Genomic DNA, 17,600 nt, shown 5'->3' with positions numbered 1-17,600 from the left:
GTGCGTGAATTCGAGGTTCAGGCCGAACTTCTTCGCGGCCGCCTCCACCACGCGCACGCCCTCGGGCATCACTTCCTGGCCAATGCCGTCGCCGGGAATCGCGGCGATTCTGAATGTCTTGCTCATGTCTCGTTCTCCGTTTCTTCGCGGCTTGTCCGATGTTTCCAGATTGGCGGCGCGCGCATCGCGTGGCTCGTACCCCACGAGCGCCAGCATGCCTGAAAGCGCGCCGGCAACCAGCCCCGCTGGCGTGGATCGATTCAACACGAAACGTGAATAATCGCACGAGTGCGCGTTACGGTCCATGCATGTGACGGCACGCGGGCGCAGCATGGTTGAACGGATGTACCGGCGTGAGTGCCCGAACACTGCCACGACACGAGGATGCCGCCGCGGCCTTGCTCGCAGCACAACCCTTGATCTGCAAACTCGCCTAAACTCTCGTTTTGCACCCCCGCGCCGGCCTTCGGTACGGCGCACTCCTCGATTGACTGACTTATGTTCTCGCTTTCCGATACCCTCCCCACCGACAAACCCGCCCTTTACGAAACGCTTGCTGCTCAAGCGCGCTCGCTGATCGAAGGCGAAACCGACGTCATCGCGAACGCGGCAAACTTCGCATCGCTCGTCTTCCATTCGCTGGAAGGCCTGAACTGGGCGGGGTTCTATTCCTTCGACGGCACCGAACTCGTGGTCGGGCCGTTCCAGGGCAAGCCCGCGTGCGTGCGCATCGCGCTCGGCAAGGGCGTATGCGGCACGGCGGCGGCCACGCGGCAAACCCAGGTCGTGCCCGACGTGCACGCCTTCCCGGGCCATATTGCTTGCGACTCGGCTTCGCAGTCGGAAATCGTCGTGCCGCTCGTCACGCCGGAAGGCGAGCTGATCGGCGTGTGGGACGTCGACAGCCCGCATCTCGCCCGCTTCGACGAAGAAGACGCGAAGGGCATGGAATTGTTGTGCCGGACGTTTATCCAGTACGGTTGGAAGCGGAGCTGACACGCGTATTGCCGGGCATTGCCCAGATGACTCACGGCAACGGTTCAACCGCCGAACGATTTCAGCGGTTGCCTGCGCCGGCTTCACGGGCCACGGAACTTCACCTCGCGCCCTTGTACTGGTCGCCTGTCTCGCGCGCACCGGTCCACGCGCCGCATGAAACACGCCCTATCCGCTCACGTTCGCGAGGTTGTCATGCCGTTCAAGGGAAGCTGCCTGTGTCGCGCGGTCCGCTATGAAGCCGACCGGCTCACGTCGCCGATTTCGCATTGCCATTGCGTGACCTGCCGCAAGGCGCAGGGCAGCGCCTACGCGAGCACGGCGCGCGTGATGCGTGAAGACTTCCGCTGGCTCGCGGGCGAGGAGTGGCTCACGCGCTACGAGTCGTCCGAGGGCAAGTTCCGCTACTTCTGCTCGACTTGCGGTAGTCATCTCCTGGCCGAGCGGCCCGCGCAGCCTCATGTGATCCTGCGCGTCGCCACGCTCGACGACGACCCCGGCACGCGCCCCCAGTTCCATATCTGGACGTCGCACGACGCGCCGTGGCTCACCGACGAAGCGAACACGCCGCACTACGACGAGTGGCCGACGCCGCCCGCCGCCTGACGACGACAGCGACGAACGACAACGACAACGACAACGACACGCGCGAACCGGCGACAAAGCATGCGGCTCTATCTCTCCTCGTTCGATCTCGGCAACCAGCCGCAACGGCTCGTCGATCTCGCGGGCGGCGCGCGACGCATTGGCGTCGTTGTCAACGCGCTCGACCATCGCGAGAGCGCACGCGAAGCATGGCGCGAGGCGCAAACGGCGAAGCTGGCCGCGCTGGGCTTCACGCCGACGGAACTCGACCTGCGCCACTATTTCGGCCGCGCCGAGGCGCTGCGCGAAGCGCTCGCGCAACTCGACGCCATCTGGATCAACGGCGGCAACGCGTTCATCCTGCGGCGCGCCATGCGCCAGAGCGGCTTCGACACGCTGATCGCCGATGCGCTTGCGCGCGACGCCATCGTCTATGCCGGTTTCAGCGCGGCGGCGGTGATCGCGTCGGCGAGCCTCGAAGCACTGGCCCGCGTGAGCGATCCGCTCGAAGTGCCGCCGGGTTACGCGCCCGACATCGTCATGGAGGGGCTCGGCCTCCTGCCTTATGCGGTCGTCGTGCACTATCGCTCGGACCACCCCGAATCCAGGGCCGTGGAAGCGGAGGCTGCGTACTACGAACGCCATGGAATTGGCTATCGAACGCTGAGCGACGGCGAGGCCCTCGTGATCGACGCAGCGCGCGAGGAGATCGTCCGCTGATACGCAGCGCGCGGCCTGCCGACCGACAGTTTTCTCGATTCCCGTTCACGCCGGTCGAGAAACATGGGTTACGGCCGACGATGCCAGCCCCTTCACCTCGCTATCTGCGGCAGCCAGAGCGATATCTGCGGCACATAGGTAATCAACAGCAGGAATCCGAGCATCGCGAAAAGCCACGGCGCCACCGCCACGGTTAGCTCTGTAATGCCCATGCGGGTAATGCCGCTCGCGACATAGAGGTTCAATCCCACCGGCGGATGGCACATGCCGACTTCCATGTTCACCACCATGAGTATTCCGAAGTGGATCGGATCGATGCCAAGCTGACGGGCCACCGGAAACAGGATCGGCGCCATGATCAGCACGATCGACGACGGTTCCATCACATTGCCGGCCAGCAGCAGCAGCACGTTGACCACCAGCAGGAAAGTGATGGGGCCTAATCCCTGGTCGAGCATCCAGCTTGCCATCTGCTGCGGAATGTTTTCGGACGTCATCAGGAACGAGAACAGCACCGCATTGGTGATGATGTACAGCAGCATCGCGCTCATGCTTGCTGAGTCGAGCAGCACCCGCGGCACTTTCTTCAGCGGCATGTCGCCGTACACGCATATCGACACGAAGAACGCATAGACCGCGCTGATGGCTGCTGCTTCAGTCGGCGTAAACACGCCGGTATAAATACCGCCCATCACCACCACGACCAGCAGCAGGCCCCACACGCTTTCCCAGTATGTGGTCCAGACGCGCTGCGCTTCGTAGCGCAGCAGCGTCGCGTGTGTAAAACGCCGGCCGATCCGGTATGCGCTGTAGAGCCACACCAGCGAGATGATTACGCCGAATAGGCCGATACCGTGTGCGAGTTCCGGCGCAGCAACGTTGAGCAGTGCGTATAGCAGGCCGACAAGTATCGCGGGCGGCACTACCGTAAACAGGATGCAGGCTAGCAGGCCCCACAGCGCATGCCCTGTGGCGACGAGCGAACTGTGCTGCTCGAACTCGCGAAACCGCGGGTAGTGATTGCGGCGTGCGATGAACCACGTGACGAAGCCAAGCAGCAGCGCGAGCACAATGCCGGGTACCACGCCGGCGAGAAACAGGTCTCCCACTGACGTATTGGTGGACACGGAAAAGAGCACCATGACGATCGACGGCGGAATCAGGATGCCGAGCGACCCCGAGGTGGCGACCACACCGGCGCCGAAGCGGTTCGGAAAGCCCTGCTTGACCATCGCCGGCAGGATGATCGAGCCGATGGCCATCACGGTGGCCGGGCTCGACCCCGAGATCGCCGCGAACATCGCGCACGCAAGCACGCCGGCCAGCCCGAGGCCGCCATGCATGTGGCCGACGATACTGGTCGCGAAATCGATCATGCGCCGCGCGACGCCGCCGTGCGTGAGGAAGGCGCCCGCGAGAATGAAAAACGGAATCGCCATGATCTCGAAGTTCTCGATGCCGGTGAACAGCTTCATGGCCACCGATTCGATGGGCACCTGGGTCATCGTGAACAGGTACGTCAGCACCGTCAAACCGAGGGCGATGGAAACCGGCATGCCTGTGAGCAACATCGCGATGAGCAGGCAGAAAATGAAGGCGCTCTTGCCGAACGCGAACAGCAGCGTGCAGAGCACGAGCGCGAGCAAGCCGAAAATGATCCGCGTGGTGCGCGGATTTCCGACGGCTGGGGCGGCAAGCGGACTGGTCTGGCTCATGCTTTGACTCCCGGAACGAGCACGGATTGCGGCGTGTCAGATGGTTCGATTCCTTCGACATGCGAATGATCGTGTTTCGGCAGCTCCCCGCGCCGCAGAAATTGCACGCATACTTGAAGGAAGCGCATGCACATCAGCCACGAGCCCAACGGAATGCATAGAAAGGCGATCCAGCGCGGCAATTCCAGGTCCGGCGAGATCTGGTCAGTTTGCGCAAGCGCCCAGACGAAACGCGCGCCCAGCGTACCGACAATACCGGTAAACAGCGCGCCGGCAAGCAGTCCAAAGACGATGAAAAATTTGCGTGCATGCGGCTCCAGACGGTTGATCATGACGTCGACGCCGACGTGGATGCCGGTACGCACACCGTAGGCCGCGCCGAATTTGGCCATCCAGACGAACATGTAGATGCACAGTTCCTGCGCCCAACTGGTATTGAGCGATAACAGCCAGTCCTGCAGAAACGGAATGTTGACGCCCGATGCGTAACGGTGGATCACCACCACGAAAATAACCAGCGTTGCGCCTCCCATCAGGAAGCCGATCAGGCACTCCTCGAGACGGTCGAGCCACTTCATCATGATCTGCCTCCCAGACCAGCGATGCGCCGCGCCTTGCGTAGCACATCGACCCGCATTGGTCTCGTGAAAGTCGCGCCGTGCGTATTCAGATGAGGCTCAAACGCACGTCGCACGGTATTCACCAGCTCATCGGTCAAACCGAAATTGCTGTGGGTCACGCGCATGGTCTTGCGTTCGAAATCGGCGAAGTCGTTGAACCGGACCGGCGCCAGATAGTGCAATTCGTCCGCGAATTCCCAGCGATTTCCGGCGCCGGCCCGCTTCAGCGCTTCGAATGCAGCAAGCCGAACAGCTTCCTCGTCGTGGAACAGGCGAATGATATCGTTCAGTTGTCCTGTGAATACTGGCTCCGCGAAGTACGCGATACCACCGGGACGCAGGACCCGAAAAATTTCGTCGAGCGCCTGATCTAGCAAAGCGGTGGGAACATGGTGCAATGATTTGAACATGAGCACCGCGTCGAAGCAATCGTCTGGATAAGGTATCGCTTCCGCTGGCCCGTGTTCGTAGCGGATATTGTTGTGGCGATTGCGCGTCTGGTTGCGTTCGAGCTGGATACGGTCCACTTCCAGCGCACGGATATTCGCGCCGGGCCACGCATCGGCTATGCGCCGCGTCATGTCTGCGGTACCGCAGCCGATTTCCAGCAAGTCGCGCACCGGTAGTGGCGCAAGCGTGTTGGCGAATACTTCGCGCAGCACGTCCATTTCCTCGCGGACTGTCTCGCAGGCACGATCGATGAGTTTCATGTCGGGAAGATTCAACAGCGCCCTTCAACGCGGACGCGTGGACGATGAGCGCCGGGCACGTCAGTGCCCGGGCGTGGCGATTCAAGCGCTCAAAGGGTTTTGCCAGTGGCCCGATACACATCCTGGATCAGATCCCGGCCGATGCGGCTTTCCTGCTCCCGATGCACTTTTGACAAAGCCTTTACCCAGTCGGCTTTCTGCTCCGGCGTCAGCGTAATGAATTCGGTTTTACCGGTCGCCTTGATCTTCGCCAGCGCATCGTCGTTTTCCTGCCTCGCAATATTGTTTGCGTAGGTGGTGGCGTCACGCATTGCGCCTTCCAGCGTGGTGCGCAGGTCCGCCGGCAGGCCGTCCCAGAATTTCCGGTTGACGATCACCGCATAGCCGATATAACCGTGATCAGAAAGCGTGAGGTATTTCTGGACCTCGTTCATTCGCTGCGTATAGATATTCGACGGCGTATTTTCGGTGCCATCCACCACGCCGGTCTGCAACGCCTGATAAACCTCGGAGAACGCCATCACCTGCGGAATCGCGCCAAGCGCGCGAAACTGCGAGTCGAGCACCTTCGAAGACTGGATGCGCATTTTCTGGCCGCGGAAATCGGCCGGTACGCGCAGCGGCCGGTTGCTGGTCATCACCTTGAAGCCGTTGTCCCAGTATGCGAGGCCCGTGATGCCCCTCGGCTCGAGTCCCGACATCAGCCTTTTTCCGATCGGGCCGTCCGTTACTTTGTGAAGATCCGCATAGTTATCGAAAATATACGGAAGATCGAAAAGCTCGAATTCCTTTGCGCCTAGCGGTCCGAATTTGGCCAGCGACGGCGCGAGCATCTGGACCGAACCCAGTTGCAGCGCTTCGAGTTCCTCTTTGTCCTTATAAAGCTGGCTGTTCGGGTAGACTTCGACTTTCACGCGCCCTTTTGTGCGCGCTTCCGCGAGCTTCTTGAAATAATCGGCCGCTTTTCCTTTAGGTGTATCGGATGCGACGACATGGCTGAATTTGATAATGATCGGTTGCTGCGCAGCAGCATTCAGCGCAATGACGGAAAGACACAGCCCGGCTATGAAATTTCCCAATTTCAATTTTTTGTCTCCTTATGTAAATATGTGTCCGGCCACGCCAACTGGTCTTGAGTGTCGATGATCGATTCGTCATCGACAATACGTACTTCCCACATTCGTTGCCTGCGCATCCATCGCGGGACATCGGCACGCGGAGGATCTGCATGAGTACCGGCTTACGGACAGCCCCGCTGAGCCGTTTCAAACCGCACGGGTGGCGCGTCGGACTGCCGCTCACCGTCATTCTGCTGATTGTCGCGGGCGCGGTCGCCGTACTGTCGATGTCCGCACGATTCGAGGGCGAACGGCGCGGCGAGCAGTTGATTTCCGACACGTTGTGGGCCGAGCAGGCAATCACGTTCGAGATCGAACGGCTGATCGAGTCGATGCAGATTCTCGCGCACGATGTCGATGCCGGCGGCAACTCGCCGAACGCCTATGCGCGGCGCGCAGCGGAATTGCTTCAGCGCAGTTCCGAAGCCCGCATGCTGTGCCGGATCGATGCGAATCTCGCCCTGCAGGAGTGCTTTCCCGCGCTGCTGCATGGCGACAAGGGACAACGCCTGGAAGATCCGTCCGCGTGGCATGAGACGGTCGAGCTCACGGTGCGCCTGGGCCGCCCCGTCGCAACGCTGTGGACTACGGGGTCTCAACCATGGACGGCGATTCTGGCAGTGCCCGCGCCCGGAAACGAGCGTTACCGTGCGCTCGTCGCCGTGGTGTCGATCCAGCGGCTGCTGGACAACACGCTGCCCTGGTGGTTCGCGCACGATAACGAGGTGACGCTGACCGATCTGGACGGCAATGTACTGGCCGTGCGCGACCCGAACGTAAAGGGTCGTGGCGTGTATACGCATCGGATCGCGACATCGCTCGCTGGGCTGACGCTCTATCTGAACGCGAACAGTACCCGCGGCCACCCTCATCTGGTGCCTGACATTCTGGCTGGCGCAGTGATCGCGCTGTCCGGGCTGCTTGCGTGGTCGATCTGGCAGCTATGGCGCGACCTCGTGCGGCGCAGTCGTGCGGAACACGCGTTGCGTGAGCAGCAGGCATTACGCCATGCGATGGAAAATTCGCTGATGTCGGGCTTGCGCGCACGCGACCTCGACGGCCGCATCACGTATGTGAATCATGCGTTTTGCGAAATGGTTGGCTATCGTGCCGATGAATTGATCGGCTGCGCGCCGCCGATGCCTTACTGGGCGCCGGAGTTCACCGGACGATCGCTGTCCCGTCACGCACAACTGCTCGCACGCACGTTATCGCACGAAGCGCATGAATCGGTCTATCTGCGCCGCGACGGCACGCGCCTGACCGTGCTGGTCAGCGAAGCGCCGCTGCTGGACGGCAATGGCAAGCAGACCGGCTGGATGGCGTCGATCATGGACATCACCGAGCAGAAGCGTATTCAGGAATTCCAGCGCAGCCAGAACGAGCGGATGAATCACATGTCGCGTCTGATGACGATGGGCGAAATGGCTTCCGCGCTTGCGCACGAACTGAACCAGCCGCTCGCGGCAGTCAATAGCTACTGCACCGCTGCGCTGAACCTGATGACGTCTGGCAATGCGCCGACCGCCGACACCAGTGGGCCGCACGATCTGGTGGTCAAGGCGAGGACGCAGGTCGAGCGGGCCGGGCAGATCATTCGCCGCGTCCATCATTTCGTGCGCAAGACAGATGTTTCGTCCGGTCTGCTCGAACTGCCCAAAGTCATCGCCGAACTGTTGCCGCTCGTGCAGTTGCAGACCAGCCGGTCCGGCGAGCAGATCCAGACGGAGATGGCTCCGTCGCTTCCGCCGGTGCTGGCCGACCGTGTGCTGCTAGAACAGGTGCTGCTGAACCTCACGCGCAATGCGTTCGACGCAATGGCGCATTTGCCGGTCACATCGCGCCGCGTGCTGATTTCGGCGGAATCGATTTGCGCCCGCGAATGCGCTGCTGCCACCGTGCGCGTCAGCGTGCGCGACTGGGGGCAAGGGCTGGACGACAGCGTGCGCGAAGCCCTTGGCGCACCGTTTTTCACGACGAGGCGGGACGGCATGGGAATGGGTCTCGCGGTATGCCGCTCCGCACTGGAAATGATGAATTCACACTTGAAATTCGAAGCTGCCGAAGGTGCAGGCGCCCGTTTCTATTTCGATCTCTTGACCGGGGAAGCATCATGCGAAACATCTATCTGATCGACGACGACGAAATTATCCGCGATGCATTGGGGGCACTGTTTCGCTCGCGCGGGATGGTATTGCAGCCGTTCGCCGATGGTGAGGCGTTTCTGGCCGCGTGGCGAGCGCGCGATCTCGGACGCGTACCGGGTTGCCTGCTGATCGATGTGCGGATGCCCGGCATCAGTGGGCTCGAACTCTTCGCACAACTGAAAAACGATGGCCTGACCGCGCATCATGCGGTGCTGTTTCTGACGGGCCACGGCGATATACCGATGGCGGTCGAAGCACTCAGAAGCGGTGCGTACGATTTTCTCGAGAAGCCGTTTTCCGACAACAAGCTCGTCGACCGTGTCGTGGAGAGTCTCGACCATGTGTGCAGCAAGGCGGTTCCACCGGCGCCCGACCCGAATGAACTGCGCGGGCTTCTGACGCCGCGCGAGCAGGCAATTGCCGGACAGATCGTTGCCGGGCATACGAACCGCAAAATAGCCGATTCGTTGCAGATCAGCGTTCGCACGGTGGAGGTTCACAGGGCGCGTATTTTCAGCAAGCTGGAAGTGCGGAGTGCGGTGGGGCTGGCGCAGCTCTGGGTTGCTTCTCAGGATTGAGGGTTTTCCGGTTTCCGTTGCTCAGGATGACGAATCAGCTCCGTGAGCATTCGCCTTGACGAAATCGACGAAAGCCCGCAGTGGCGCCGGCAAGTGCCGCCGCCCCGGATAGTAGAGAAACGGCCCCGGAAACGACACCGCCCACGATTCGAGCAACGGCATGAGCGCACCGCTCCCGATATACGGCAGCAGCATGTCCTCGTACATGTGCACGATGCCGATGCCGTCGAGCGCCATGCCGATCAGTAGATCGAGCGCAGCACCTGGGCGCACCACGAGCGGCGTGGGTGGATCGAGATGCAGCAGTTCGCCGTCGCGCTCGAAATGCCAGAGCGGCATCGCGCCGCCCGCGAACTGCACGCGCAGGCAAGCGTGCCCGAGCAGGTCGCGCGGATGCTCGGGCCGCCCACGCGCCGCGAGGTACGCGGGCGAGGCGGCCGTTGCGAAGCGCTCTACGCGCGGCCCGATCGGGATCGCGATCATGTCCTGCTCGAGCCGTTCGTCGTAGCGAATCCCGGCGTCGCAGCCGATCTCTAACACGTCGACGAAGCCGTCCTCCACCACCACCTCCACGCGGATCTCGGGATACGCGCGCTGGAACGGCGCGAGCACGCCCGGCAGGATGGTGCGCGCCGCGCTCGCGGGCACGTTGAGCCTGAGCGTGCCCACCGGCTTCTCGCGATAGCCGTTGAGCACGTCGAGTGCTGCTTCCATCTCGCTGAAGAGCGGCGTGATCGATTCGAGCAGGCGTTGCCCCGCCTCGGTCGGCGCGACGCTGCGCGTGGTGCGATTCAGGAGGCGCAGGCCGAGCTTCGCTTCGAGCCGCCGCACCGCCGTGCTCAGGCTCGAGGCGGACACGCCGCCCGCGCGCGCCGCATCGCGAAAACCGCCTGCGCGCGCGACCGAAACGAAAGCGGCCAGATCGTTCATCTCCATCGGCATAGCTCACCCACACTGTTCACATTTACGCACAGCCCGTTCGGATCAGATGGGATTATCGGACAATTCGAACGCGCCCATACTGCGGGCATTCGTCAACCGAGGAGAACGCAATGCCGAACCGCAATTGCGCGGGCACGTATGAGCTGGCCGGCCGCGAGGTGAGCCGCATGGGCTATGGCGCCATGCAACTGGCGGGTCCTGGCGTGTTCGGGCCGCCCAGGAACCGCGAAGAAGCCGTCGCGGTGCTGCACGAGGCCGTGGCGCTGGGCGTCGATCACATCGACACAAGCGACTTCTACGGCCCGCACGTGACTAACCAGATCATTCGCGAGGCGCTGCATCCCTACGCGCCCAACCTCATCATCGTCACGAAGGTCGGCGCCGTGCGCAACGACCAGGGCGCATGGCTGCCCGCCCTGGCGCCCGCCGAGATCGAACGCGCCGTACACGACAATCTGCGCAACCTGGGGCTCGATGCGCTCGACGTCGTCAACCTGCGCATGATGGGCGCCATCCACGAGCCCGCCGACGGGCCGGTGGAAAAGCAGGTCGAGGCGCTGGCCAGGCTGCGCGAGCGTGGCCTAGTGCGCCATATCGGCCTGTCCAACGTCACTGCCACGCAGATCGCGGCGGCGCAGCGCATGGTGCCCGTCGTGTGCGTGCAGAACCACTACAACCTCGTGCACCGCGACGACGACGCGCTGATCGAGCAACTGGCCGCCCAAGGTATCGCCTACGTGCCGTTCTTTCCGCTCGGCGGCTTCACGCCGATCCAGTCGTCGGCGCTTTCGGCGCTCGCCGCGCGTCTTGGGCTCACGCCGATGTCGCTCGCGCTCGCATGGCTCTTGCGGCGCTCGCCCAATATCCTGCTGATTCCGGGCACCTCGACGCTCGCGCACCTGCGCGAGAACGTGGCGGCGGCGCAGCTCGATCTCGCCGATGACGTGTTCGCCGCACTCAACGCGATTTGCAACGGAAAGAGCGCAAGCAAGCACGCCTGAGCATTACGCGCTCGGGCCCTCGCTACGCGCGCTCATCGTGGCTTCGGGTGTTGCGAGCTTGCTCGCGAGCGCGTCGCGAATGAGCGCGACCGGCCGCACCAGGCGCCCAGGCAACGCCCCGTGCACGAGCCACACGTTGAGGCCGGACCGAAAGTCGGTCGCGTCGATGATCTGCAGCTGGTCGCGCAACGGGCTGCGCTCCAGCGCCTGCGGCGCGGCGAGCCCGATGCCCATGCCGCGAGCGATCAACGAAAGCTGCAGCTCGGAGCCGAACGCCTCGACCGCGACGTTGAACGGCACGCCGGCCATGCCCATGGCGCGGCTGAGCGCCGAGCGCATTCCGCAGCCGTCCTGGTTCAGTACCCACGGATGATGGGCGAGCGCGGCGAGCGTCGTCGGTGCGTCGGGCAAGCCGAACGAGCGCGCCGCGACCACGAGCGTCGGCGTATAGCCCAGTTGTGTCGCCACGACGCCTTCGGGGGGCGCAACGGCCGCGGGCAGCAGCACGACGGCCGCGTCGAGCCGCGCGCGCTCGACCTCGTCGAGCAACCCCGGCGACCAACCCGCCCTCACGCGCAAGGTCAGCTTCGGAAACTCGCTGCGCAGTTGATCGACGGGCTGCTCGAGCGCGAGTTCGGAGAGGAAAGGCGGCACGCCGAGCTTGAGTTCGCCGGCCGGCTCGGTCTGCGGCGATGCAACGGCCATCAGGTCCTCGACCGCGCGCAGGACCGAGCGCGCGAGGCCGTACACCTCGTTGCCGGCGGCCGTGGGCTTGAGCGGCTTGCTCTGCCGGTCGAGAAGCTCGATGCCGAGCGTTGTCTCCAGGTTCTGTACGCGGCGCGTGAGGCCCGGCTGCGTGAGGAACAACTTTTCCGATGCCCGCACGAGCGAACCGCTCTCGACCACCGCCACGAAGGCTTCCAGATCTCGGGTGTTCACAACAATTCCGCATAAAGATTATCGCAATAATTCAATTGTCGCATAACAATGCACTCTCTACGATACCCGGACTGCCACGTTCCGGAGCCATTGATGGAGCATCTTGCCGAAGCCTGTCCGCGCGTTCTGGCGCGCGCAACCGCCCCCACGACCCACGCGAACCCCGGCGCCCTCGCCGCGCCCGCCGACTCCGGCAGCCGGGCGGCGCTCACGCTGCCGATGACGCTGTTCTTCGCGGCCTCCGTCGGCGTGATCGTCGTGAATCTGACGGCGGCGCAACCACTCGCGGGACTCGTGAGCCGTTCGCTGCAATTGCGCCCCAGCCTGCTAGGCTCCGTCGCCATGCTGCCGCAGCTCGGCTACGCCGCGGGCCTGCTGCTGCTCGTGCCGCTGTGCGATCTGCTCGAGAACCGGCGCCTGATCTTCCGCACGCTCATGACCTGCGCAGCCTTTCTCGCGCTCGCGGCGCTGGCGCGCTCGGGTGCGCTGTTTCTCGGCGCGGTGTTTCTCGCGGGCGCGACGTCGAGCGTGATTCAGATGCTCGTGCCGATGGCGGCTTCGATGGCGCCCGAAAGCCGGCGCGGGCGGGCCGTAGGGAATGTCATGAGCGGCCTGATGCTGGGGATTCTGCTGTCGCGGCCGCTTGCGAGCCTGATTGCCGGGCCGCTGGGCTGGCGCGCGTTCTACGGCATTGAGGCCGGCGCGGATGCCTTGCTTGCCGTCGTCCTGTTCATGCGCACGCCGCGCCGCGTGCCGCTCGCGAGCGCGCGCTACGCCGAGCTGCTTTACTCGCTCTGGACGTTGCTGCGCACCGAGCGCGTACTGCGGCGCAGTGCTTTCCTCGCGGCGCTGGCGCTCGGCGCGTTCTCGGCGTTCTGGACGGTGATCGCCCTGCTGCTCGCGCAGCCGCCGTTTTCGCTGGGCATGAACGGCATTGCCGCGTTCGCGCTGGCCGGTGCGACCGGAGCTGTCGTCACGCCCGTGGCGGGCTGGCTCGGCGACCGCGGCGCGGGGCGCGCGACCCAGTGCGCCGCGCACGCAACGATGCTCGGAGCCGTTGTGCTGCTGGGCGTGGCGGGCGCGGGCTGGGGCGGCTTTTCGCCTGCTGCGCATCCCGCGCTGGCGCTCGGGATGCTCGTTGCCGGGGCGGCCGCGCTCGACGCGGGCGTCATCGCGGACCAGACGCTCGGGCGGCGCGCGATCAACCTGCTCAACCCCGCCGCGCGTGGCCGACTCAACGCGATTTTCGTGGGGATGTTCTTCGTGGGCGGCGCGGGCGGCGCGCTCATGGCCGGCGCGGCATGGGCCTGGGCGCGCTGGAGCGGCGTGTGCGCGGTCGCGCTTGGGTTCACGGTCGCGGTGATCGCGCTCGGGTTCGTGTATCGCGCAACGCCTGCTAGCGGGCGCTAGCAGCCACCGCTGGTTCGAGGAACGCGCGCCGGCCTGCACGCTGCTGGTGTACGTCGATGACGCGACCAGCCGTGGCTTCGGTTTGCGGTTTGCCGCGCCCGAACGAAAGAGCCGCGGCTGGATTAGCCGCGGCTCGAATGTGAGTTGCTGCTCGTGCGCGAAGCGACGCGCGCCCGGCTTCCCGGTCGGCGCGTCAAACGCGCGATGAGGCGTTCATGCCTGTTGATCCGACCCATCCGCGCTTTGAGCGGTGTTGTCGTCGGCCGGCTTCTCTTCTTCCTTCTTCTCGACCAGTTGCTCGAGTTCTTTCGCTCCCTCGAAGCCCGCGACCGCCGCGGCCGCCTTCGTCAGGAAACCCGCATCCGGATCGAGCTTTTCAGCCCCTTCCACGGCTGCCACTGCACCGGCAATTTCACCCACCTTGTCCAGAATGCCCATTTGAACCCTCCAATTGAAGTCAGCGACCAGGCTGACGAGGCGATGTCTCGTCAGCCGTGCACCACACATCGAACCAAGCGAGCGCGGGGCTTCATTGTGTGCCTGCCCCGAAGTCGCAGCAATCATAATCTCGATAATCTGACAATGGTTGACGAATGCGGCGTCGATCGCCATCCAGGGCATTCCGATATGCGAGTCCTAAGCGGGTTGGATGGCATTTTCAGCCTGCCGACGAATACGGGCGAGCATGCGTCGACGAATGACACCGCTTACTGGGCGGATGGCATACCAGTACGGCGTGAACTTGCGGCGCACGTTCGGGGTCGGGCAGAACACGCGCGTTTCGGTGCTCAATACCGTTTCGCCACCCGAAGTCGATTCGGCCGTGAATCCCATGACCAGGCGGCACACGTCCATGCTGTCGCAGTTTCTGAAAGCCTCTACGGTGTGAATGTCGAGCAGGCCGTAGTCCGCGCGCCAAAAAGCCCCGATCAGGCCAAACGCCAAACCGTAGTCCCTGTCGCGCCCAAGGAAAGCAAAGTCGTCGAGATCCAGTGGTCGCGTGCGGGAGAGCCCAAGCATTCGCGCAGGCAGTTCCCTTAACCCGATGGCAAGGCTGACCAGTGGATCATCCTTCGCTCGCTGGCGGGCTGCGCAATCCAGAATGACCCTCGATGGAGCACGTACACAAACTGAATGAATTTCCCGGAAATCAAAACGAGGAAGAAGGTCGTCTATCAGCATCGTTGGGGGCGGCAGAGGGGAAGTTTCGGCAAGCGCTGAAAGCGTGGGTCAACTATGCCATAGACGTTTGAGGCTCGCGGCAACGGCGGGCTACCGCCTAGCCGAGTTGCCCGTTGATGTGTCAGCTGCATCCGTCTCGCCAGTGTCCGTGAATGGACGGTCGATAAGTGGAACTGAACACATCAAACTGGCCGATCTGCGACTGCTTTCGCCGTCCCCCTTTTCCGCCACCGTGCCGCCCGCACCCCGGCGCACACCGTCCACTGGCATAATCGATGCTTCGCCCTCCCCAGCCCTCTTTCATTTCGCCGCTGCAATGAATCTGCATACCTGGTGGCTCTTCCTCGCCACTGTCTTCGTCGTTTGCGCCATCCCCGGTCCCAACATGTTGCTCATCATGTCGCATGGCGCGCAGTATGGCCTGCGCCGCACGAGCGCGACCATGGCCGGCTGTCTTTCCGCGCTCGTCCTCATGCTGGCCGTCTCGGCGGCCGGGCTCGGCGTGTTCCTGCAAGCGTGGCCCACGATGTTCAACGCGCTGCGCTGCATCGGCGCCGCGTATCTCGTATACCTGGGCGTCAAGGCGTGGAGAACGCGCGTACCAGAGGCCACCGCGGATGTCGCCGGAAAAGTCGACGCGCGCCCGGTGCGCTCGCCGTTCGCGCTCTACCGCAACGGCTTTTTCGTCGGCGGCAGCAACCCGAAGGCGATCCTCTTCGCGGCCGCGCTCCTGCCGCAGTTCATCGACGCGACCCACCCCGTGCTGCCGCAGTTCGGCGTGCTCGTGGTGACCTTCGCCGTGTGCGAGGTGAGCTGGTATCTCGTCTACGCAGGCTTCGGCACGCGCATCGGCGCCACGCTCAAGAGCCGGCGCGTGGCGAAAGCGTTCAACCGTGTCACGGGCGGGGTGTTCGTCGGTTTCGGCGCGATGATGGTGTTGCTGCGCCAGTAAGATCTTTCGCGCGGCCCGAGACCCGTGGCGCGGGAACCATAAAGGTTTAACTCCGAAGTTAACTGCTTCCCTTTTGCAACCCCCGCAAGCAAGCGCACCACATTGGTATATAAGGCATTACAGGAAATTTCATTTACCTTCCCTTGACGCGCTCTTCACATCTCAGCATGTTTTGGCGCTCAAGGGAGTTCCCTGACGCTGATTCTCGCACCCGGCGAAGCCCGCCCCATGCATCGGTTGCCGCAGACTTACCGTCCGGCTCAGTTGCCACCTCGAGTAACCAACGAGAGCCGGTTCGAGACCGAGGTCACGCCGGGTACCTTCGCGGCGACGTCGCTAGCCAGTTTGCCCTGATCCTCGTCGATTATCATGCCTGCGAGTATGACCTGACCTGTCCGCGCCGTGGCGAAGACGGCGATTTCGGCGTCTTCGAGGCCCTTTGTCTTGTAAATGGCCTGCTGCACCCTCTTGGACAGCGCTTTGTTTTCGACCCTTTCCGCCTTTCGCTCGGCGTGGATCTGCGCCGTGGTCATGGGCGCGCCATCGGCACTTTGTGCCGAGTCGGTTGGTGCTGGCGTCTGGGCAAGCGCCAGCGTCGACAGCGATGCTGCGAGCACGCAACATGCGACCTTGTATCGAATCTTCATCGACTCACCTTCTGCGTTGAATGAGTGAAAGTTGCTCGAGGCAACTCTGGGGCTGCCGCTATAGCGTAAGGCATGGACACCCAGACTACTATTAGACTATTGAGTTTTCCATAAAACATGACAACCGATTCGATGCCGGCGCGTTATATCTCTGACGGATTGATTGGAGATGCGCGCCATGGCAAAGAAGCCGTTGGACGAGGCAACGAAGAAACGCTTGCGGGCCGGCCGCATGCTCCTGGCGGGCAAAGGCCCGGGAGAAGTGGCACTGGCCGTGGGGGTAGCCCGACAGACGGTGTACACATGGAAGGGCTTGCTCGATGAAGGTGGAATCGATGCGCTGCGTGCTGTGCCGGGTCGAGGTCGTCCGGCGCGGCTAGATGAGGAGCAGTTGGCGCAACTACGGCAGGCATTGCTACAAAGCCCGACCGAATACGGCTTTGGCACCGAGCTTTGGACACTCAAGCGCGTGGCTATGCTCATCAAGCGCATGTATGGCGTCGAGTTCGGGCAAACGCAGGTCTGGCGCATTCTTGGGGCGCTGGGTTTCAGCGCACAAAAGCCTGAGCGGCGCGCAATCGAGCGCGACGAGGAAGCGGTGCGCCACTGGAAGCGACACACGTGGCCCGCGCTTAAAAAAAAGCCCAGCGCGAAGGCCGACTGATTGTCTTTATCGACGAGACCGGCATCAGCGAGCGCCCCACGCGGGTGCGCACCTGGGCGCCGAAGGGGCAAACGCCAGTTATCCAGTTTCATTTCAACTGGAACCATGTCTCGGCGATCGCCGGCCTCAGTCGCACGAACTACCTGTTCCGGTTGTACGAAGGCAGCGTGAAGAAGGAACAGGTGGTCGAGTTTCTCAAGGCGCTCAAAGCGCATTTGAAGCAGCCACTGCTGATTATCTGGGATGGTGCCCGGCCTCACCACGCCGCAATTGTCCGCCAATACCTGGATTCGCTCGACGGCCATATTCAGATCACCTTCCTGCCACCGTATTGTCCGGAACTCAATCCCGTCGAGTACCTGTGGGCATGGCTCAAGCGTCACGCGATTGCGAACTTCTGCCCCGACAATCTCAACGAGTTGCACACCGTCGCTCGCAACAAGCTCAAAAGCGCTCAGCACCGACCTTCGATCATCGCCGCGTGCTGGATGCAGGCAACGTTGTGGTGAAGTCATGATTTATGGAAAGGTCAATAACAGCGCTCGCCGAGCCGTAGGGCGTCGCGGTCATTCGAAATGCTGCAGTCCGCCGTCGAGTTGCATCCGCGACGATCATCTATGTCTGGATGTGTGGTCAGACTTTTTCATGTACGGGTACCCGTTCTTGATTGACTT

At 63.0% G+C, this 17,600-nt stretch carries 18 protein-coding genes and 1 pseudogene; 9 read left to right on the top strand and 10 right to left on the bottom strand.

Going from position 1 to position 17,600, the window contains the following annotated elements; all coding sequences use genetic code 11:
• Positions 1-126 (bottom strand): annotated as a pseudogene (locus VMJ11_RS02050) (tartrate dehydrogenase); the annotation flags it as partial.
• A 372-nt stretch (positions 127-498) separates the two neighbouring features.
• Between VMJ11_RS02050 and VMJ11_RS02045 the strand changes: the two are divergent.
• The 3 genes from VMJ11_RS02045 to VMJ11_RS02035 all read left to right on the top strand — a co-directional run bounded on the left by VMJ11_RS02045 (position 499) and on the right by VMJ11_RS02035 (position 2,301).
• A complete protein-coding gene (locus tag VMJ11_RS02045) occupies positions 499-996 on the top strand; it encodes a GAF domain-containing protein (RefSeq protein WP_325616415.1) in 498 nt (165 codons plus the stop codon).
• 195 nt (positions 997-1,191) lie between these two features.
• The gene (locus tag VMJ11_RS02040; protein ID WP_325616412.1) at positions 1,192-1,602 is read left to right on the top strand and encodes a GFA family protein; all 411 of its coding nucleotides are present in this window, start codon (positions 1,192-1,194) and stop codon (positions 1,600-1,602) included.
• 60 nt (positions 1,603-1,662) lie between these two features.
• Positions 1,663-2,301, top strand: coding sequence for a Type 1 glutamine amidotransferase-like domain-containing protein (locus VMJ11_RS02035; protein WP_325616410.1), 639 nt, complete (start codon positions 1,663-1,665; stop codon positions 2,299-2,301).
• 92 nt (positions 2,302-2,393) lie between these two features.
• Here the strand turns inward: VMJ11_RS02035 and VMJ11_RS02030 are convergent, their stop codons facing one another.
• The 4 genes from VMJ11_RS02030 to VMJ11_RS02015 all read right to left on the bottom strand — a co-directional run bounded on the left by VMJ11_RS02030 (position 2,394) and on the right by VMJ11_RS02015 (position 6,431).
• On the bottom strand, positions 2,394-4,016 hold the full coding sequence (locus VMJ11_RS02030; RefSeq protein ID WP_325616408.1) for a TRAP transporter large permease subunit: 1,623 nt from the start codon (positions 4,014-4,016) through the stop codon (positions 2,394-2,396).
• Positions 4,013-4,594 (bottom strand): TRAP transporter small permease, encoded by a 582-nt coding sequence (locus VMJ11_RS02025; RefSeq protein WP_325616420.1) that lies wholly within the window; start codon positions 4,592-4,594, stop codon positions 4,013-4,015. Before VMJ11_RS02025 ends, VMJ11_RS02030 begins: the two co-directional genes overlap by 4 nt.
• Positions 4,594-5,346 carry a methyltransferase domain-containing protein gene (locus VMJ11_RS02020; protein WP_325616406.1) on the bottom strand — a complete coding sequence of 251 codons (753 nt, stop codon included), beginning with the start codon at positions 5,344-5,346 and terminating at the stop codon, positions 4,594-4,596. Before VMJ11_RS02020 ends, VMJ11_RS02025 begins: the two co-directional genes overlap by 1 nt.
• 89 nt (positions 5,347-5,435) lie before the next feature.
• On the bottom strand, positions 5,436-6,431 hold the full coding sequence (locus VMJ11_RS02015) for a TRAP transporter substrate-binding protein (protein ID WP_325616404.1): 996 nt from the start codon (positions 6,429-6,431) through the stop codon (positions 5,436-5,438).
• 143 nt (positions 6,432-6,574) lie between these two features.
• Here VMJ11_RS02015 and VMJ11_RS02010 point away from each other — a divergent pair, with 143 nt between their 5' ends.
• Both VMJ11_RS02010 and VMJ11_RS02005 read left to right on the top strand, forming a co-directional pair.
• Positions 6,575-8,596, top strand: a complete 2,022-nt coding sequence (locus VMJ11_RS02010) for a PAS domain S-box protein (RefSeq protein WP_325616402.1) — start codon at positions 6,575-6,577, stop codon at positions 8,594-8,596.
• On the top strand, positions 8,578-9,189 hold the full coding sequence (locus tag VMJ11_RS02005; RefSeq protein WP_325616400.1) for a response regulator transcription factor: 612 nt from the start codon (positions 8,578-8,580) through the stop codon (positions 9,187-9,189). Before VMJ11_RS02010 ends, VMJ11_RS02005 begins: the two co-directional genes overlap by 19 nt.
• Before the next feature lie 21 nt (positions 9,190-9,210).
• Here the strand turns inward: VMJ11_RS02005 and VMJ11_RS02000 are convergent, their stop codons facing one another.
• Positions 9,211-10,125 carry a LysR family transcriptional regulator gene (locus tag VMJ11_RS02000; RefSeq protein WP_325616398.1) on the bottom strand — a complete coding sequence of 305 codons (915 nt, stop codon included), beginning with the start codon at positions 10,123-10,125 and terminating at the stop codon, positions 9,211-9,213.
• Positions 10,126-10,241: 116 nt separating this feature from the next.
• Between VMJ11_RS02000 and VMJ11_RS01995 the strand changes: the two genes are divergently transcribed.
• Positions 10,242-11,132 (top strand): aldo/keto reductase family oxidoreductase, encoded by an 891-nt coding sequence (locus tag VMJ11_RS01995; protein WP_325616396.1) that lies wholly within the window; start codon positions 10,242-10,244, stop codon positions 11,130-11,132.
• Positions 11,133-11,135: 3 nt separating this feature from the next.
• On the opposite strand, the gene VMJ11_RS01990 is transcribed toward VMJ11_RS01995, so the two are convergent.
• Positions 11,136-12,071 (bottom strand): LysR family transcriptional regulator, encoded by a 936-nt coding sequence (locus VMJ11_RS01990; RefSeq protein WP_325616394.1) that lies wholly within the window; start codon positions 12,069-12,071, stop codon positions 11,136-11,138.
• Between the two features lie 93 nt (positions 12,072-12,164).
• Here VMJ11_RS01990 and VMJ11_RS01985 point away from each other — a divergent pair, with 93 nt between their 5' ends.
• The gene (locus tag VMJ11_RS01985; RefSeq protein ID WP_325616391.1) at positions 12,165-13,481 is read left to right on the top strand and encodes an MFS transporter; all 1,317 of its coding nucleotides are present in this window, start codon (positions 12,165-12,167) and stop codon (positions 13,479-13,481) included.
• A 213-nt stretch (positions 13,482-13,694) separates the two neighbouring features.
• On the opposite strand, the gene VMJ11_RS01980 is transcribed toward VMJ11_RS01985, so the two are convergent.
• The gene (locus VMJ11_RS01980; protein ID WP_325616417.1) at positions 13,695-13,919 is read right to left on the bottom strand and encodes a hypothetical protein; all 225 of its coding nucleotides are present in this window, start codon (positions 13,917-13,919) and stop codon (positions 13,695-13,697) included.
• A 198-nt stretch (positions 13,920-14,117) separates the two neighbouring features.
• A complete protein-coding gene (locus VMJ11_RS01975; protein WP_325616390.1) occupies positions 14,118-14,663 on the bottom strand; it encodes a hypothetical protein in 546 nt (181 codons plus the stop codon).
• Positions 14,664-14,979: 316 nt separating this feature from the next.
• Between VMJ11_RS01975 and VMJ11_RS01970 the strand changes: the two genes are divergently transcribed.
• Entirely contained in the window at positions 14,980-15,615 is a 636-nt protein-coding gene (locus VMJ11_RS01970) for a LysE family translocator (RefSeq protein WP_325616388.1), read from the top strand.
• 260 nt (positions 15,616-15,875) lie between these two features.
• Here VMJ11_RS01970 and VMJ11_RS01965 read toward each other — a convergent pair whose 3' ends face one another.
• Positions 15,876-16,262 carry a BON domain-containing protein gene (locus VMJ11_RS01965; RefSeq protein WP_325616386.1) on the bottom strand — a complete coding sequence of 129 codons (387 nt, stop codon included), beginning with the start codon at positions 16,260-16,262 and terminating at the stop codon, positions 15,876-15,878.
• A 178-nt stretch (positions 16,263-16,440) separates the two neighbouring features.
• Here VMJ11_RS01965 and VMJ11_RS01960 point away from each other — a divergent pair.
• Positions 16,441-17,435, top strand: a protein-coding gene (locus VMJ11_RS01960; RefSeq protein WP_325616384.1) for an IS630 family transposase whose coding sequence is annotated in 2 segments (ribosomal slippage) — positions 16,441-16,906 and positions 16,906-17,435 — 996 coding nt in all. Because the reading frame shifts where the segments join, the coding sequence is not laid out codon by codon here.
• The last annotated feature ends 165 nt before the right edge of the window (positions 17,436-17,600 follow it).

Origin of the sequence: Paraburkholderia sp., from assembly GCF_035501035.1 — a bacterium.
Lineage (GTDB): Bacteria > Pseudomonadota > Gammaproteobacteria > Burkholderiales > Burkholderiaceae > Paraburkholderia.
The sequence above is the reverse complement of the archived record's forward strand: the minus strand, read 5'-3'. Positions and strand labels throughout refer to the sequence as shown.

Coding starts and splice junctions, on each gene's coding strand:
- VMJ11_RS02045 (WP_325616415.1), top strand. CDS start 499: ATGTTCTCGCTTTCCGATACCCTCCCCACCGACAAACCCGCCCTTTAC.
- VMJ11_RS02040 (WP_325616412.1), top strand. CDS start 1,192: ATGCCGTTCAAGGGAAGCTGCCTGTGTCGCGCGGTCCGCTATGAAGCC.
- VMJ11_RS02035 (WP_325616410.1), top strand. CDS start 1,663: ATGCGGCTCTATCTCTCCTCGTTCGATCTCGGCAACCAGCCGCAACGG.
- VMJ11_RS02030 (WP_325616408.1), bottom strand. CDS start 4,016: ATGAGCCAGACCAGTCCGCTTGCCGCCCCAGCCGTCGGAAATCCGCGC.
- VMJ11_RS02025 (WP_325616420.1), bottom strand. CDS start 4,594: ATGAAGTGGCTCGACCGTCTCGAGGAGTGCCTGATCGGCTTCCTGATG.
- VMJ11_RS02020 (WP_325616406.1), bottom strand. CDS start 5,346: ATGAAACTCATCGATCGTGCCTGCGAGACAGTCCGCGAGGAAATGGAC.
- VMJ11_RS02010 (WP_325616402.1), top strand. CDS start 6,575: ATGAGTACCGGCTTACGGACAGCCCCGCTGAGCCGTTTCAAACCGCAC.
- VMJ11_RS02005 (WP_325616400.1), top strand. CDS start 8,578: ATGCGAAACATCTATCTGATCGACGACGACGAAATTATCCGCGATGCA.
- VMJ11_RS02000 (WP_325616398.1), bottom strand. CDS start 10,125: ATGGAGATGAACGATCTGGCCGCTTTCGTTTCGGTCGCGCGCGCAGGC.
- VMJ11_RS01995 (WP_325616396.1), top strand. CDS start 10,242: ATGCCGAACCGCAATTGCGCGGGCACGTATGAGCTGGCCGGCCGCGAG.
- VMJ11_RS01985 (WP_325616391.1), top strand. CDS start 12,165: ATGGAGCATCTTGCCGAAGCCTGTCCGCGCGTTCTGGCGCGCGCAACC.
- VMJ11_RS01980 (WP_325616417.1), bottom strand. CDS start 13,919: ATGGGCATTCTGGACAAGGTGGGTGAAATTGCCGGTGCAGTGGCAGCC.
- VMJ11_RS01975 (WP_325616390.1), bottom strand. CDS start 14,663: ATGCTGATAGACGACCTTCTTCCTCGTTTTGATTTCCGGGAAATTCAT.
- VMJ11_RS01970 (WP_325616388.1), top strand. CDS start 14,980: ATGAATCTGCATACCTGGTGGCTCTTCCTCGCCACTGTCTTCGTCGTT.
- VMJ11_RS01965 (WP_325616386.1), bottom strand. CDS start 16,262: ATGAAGATTCGATACAAGGTCGCATGTTGCGTGCTCGCAGCATCGCTG.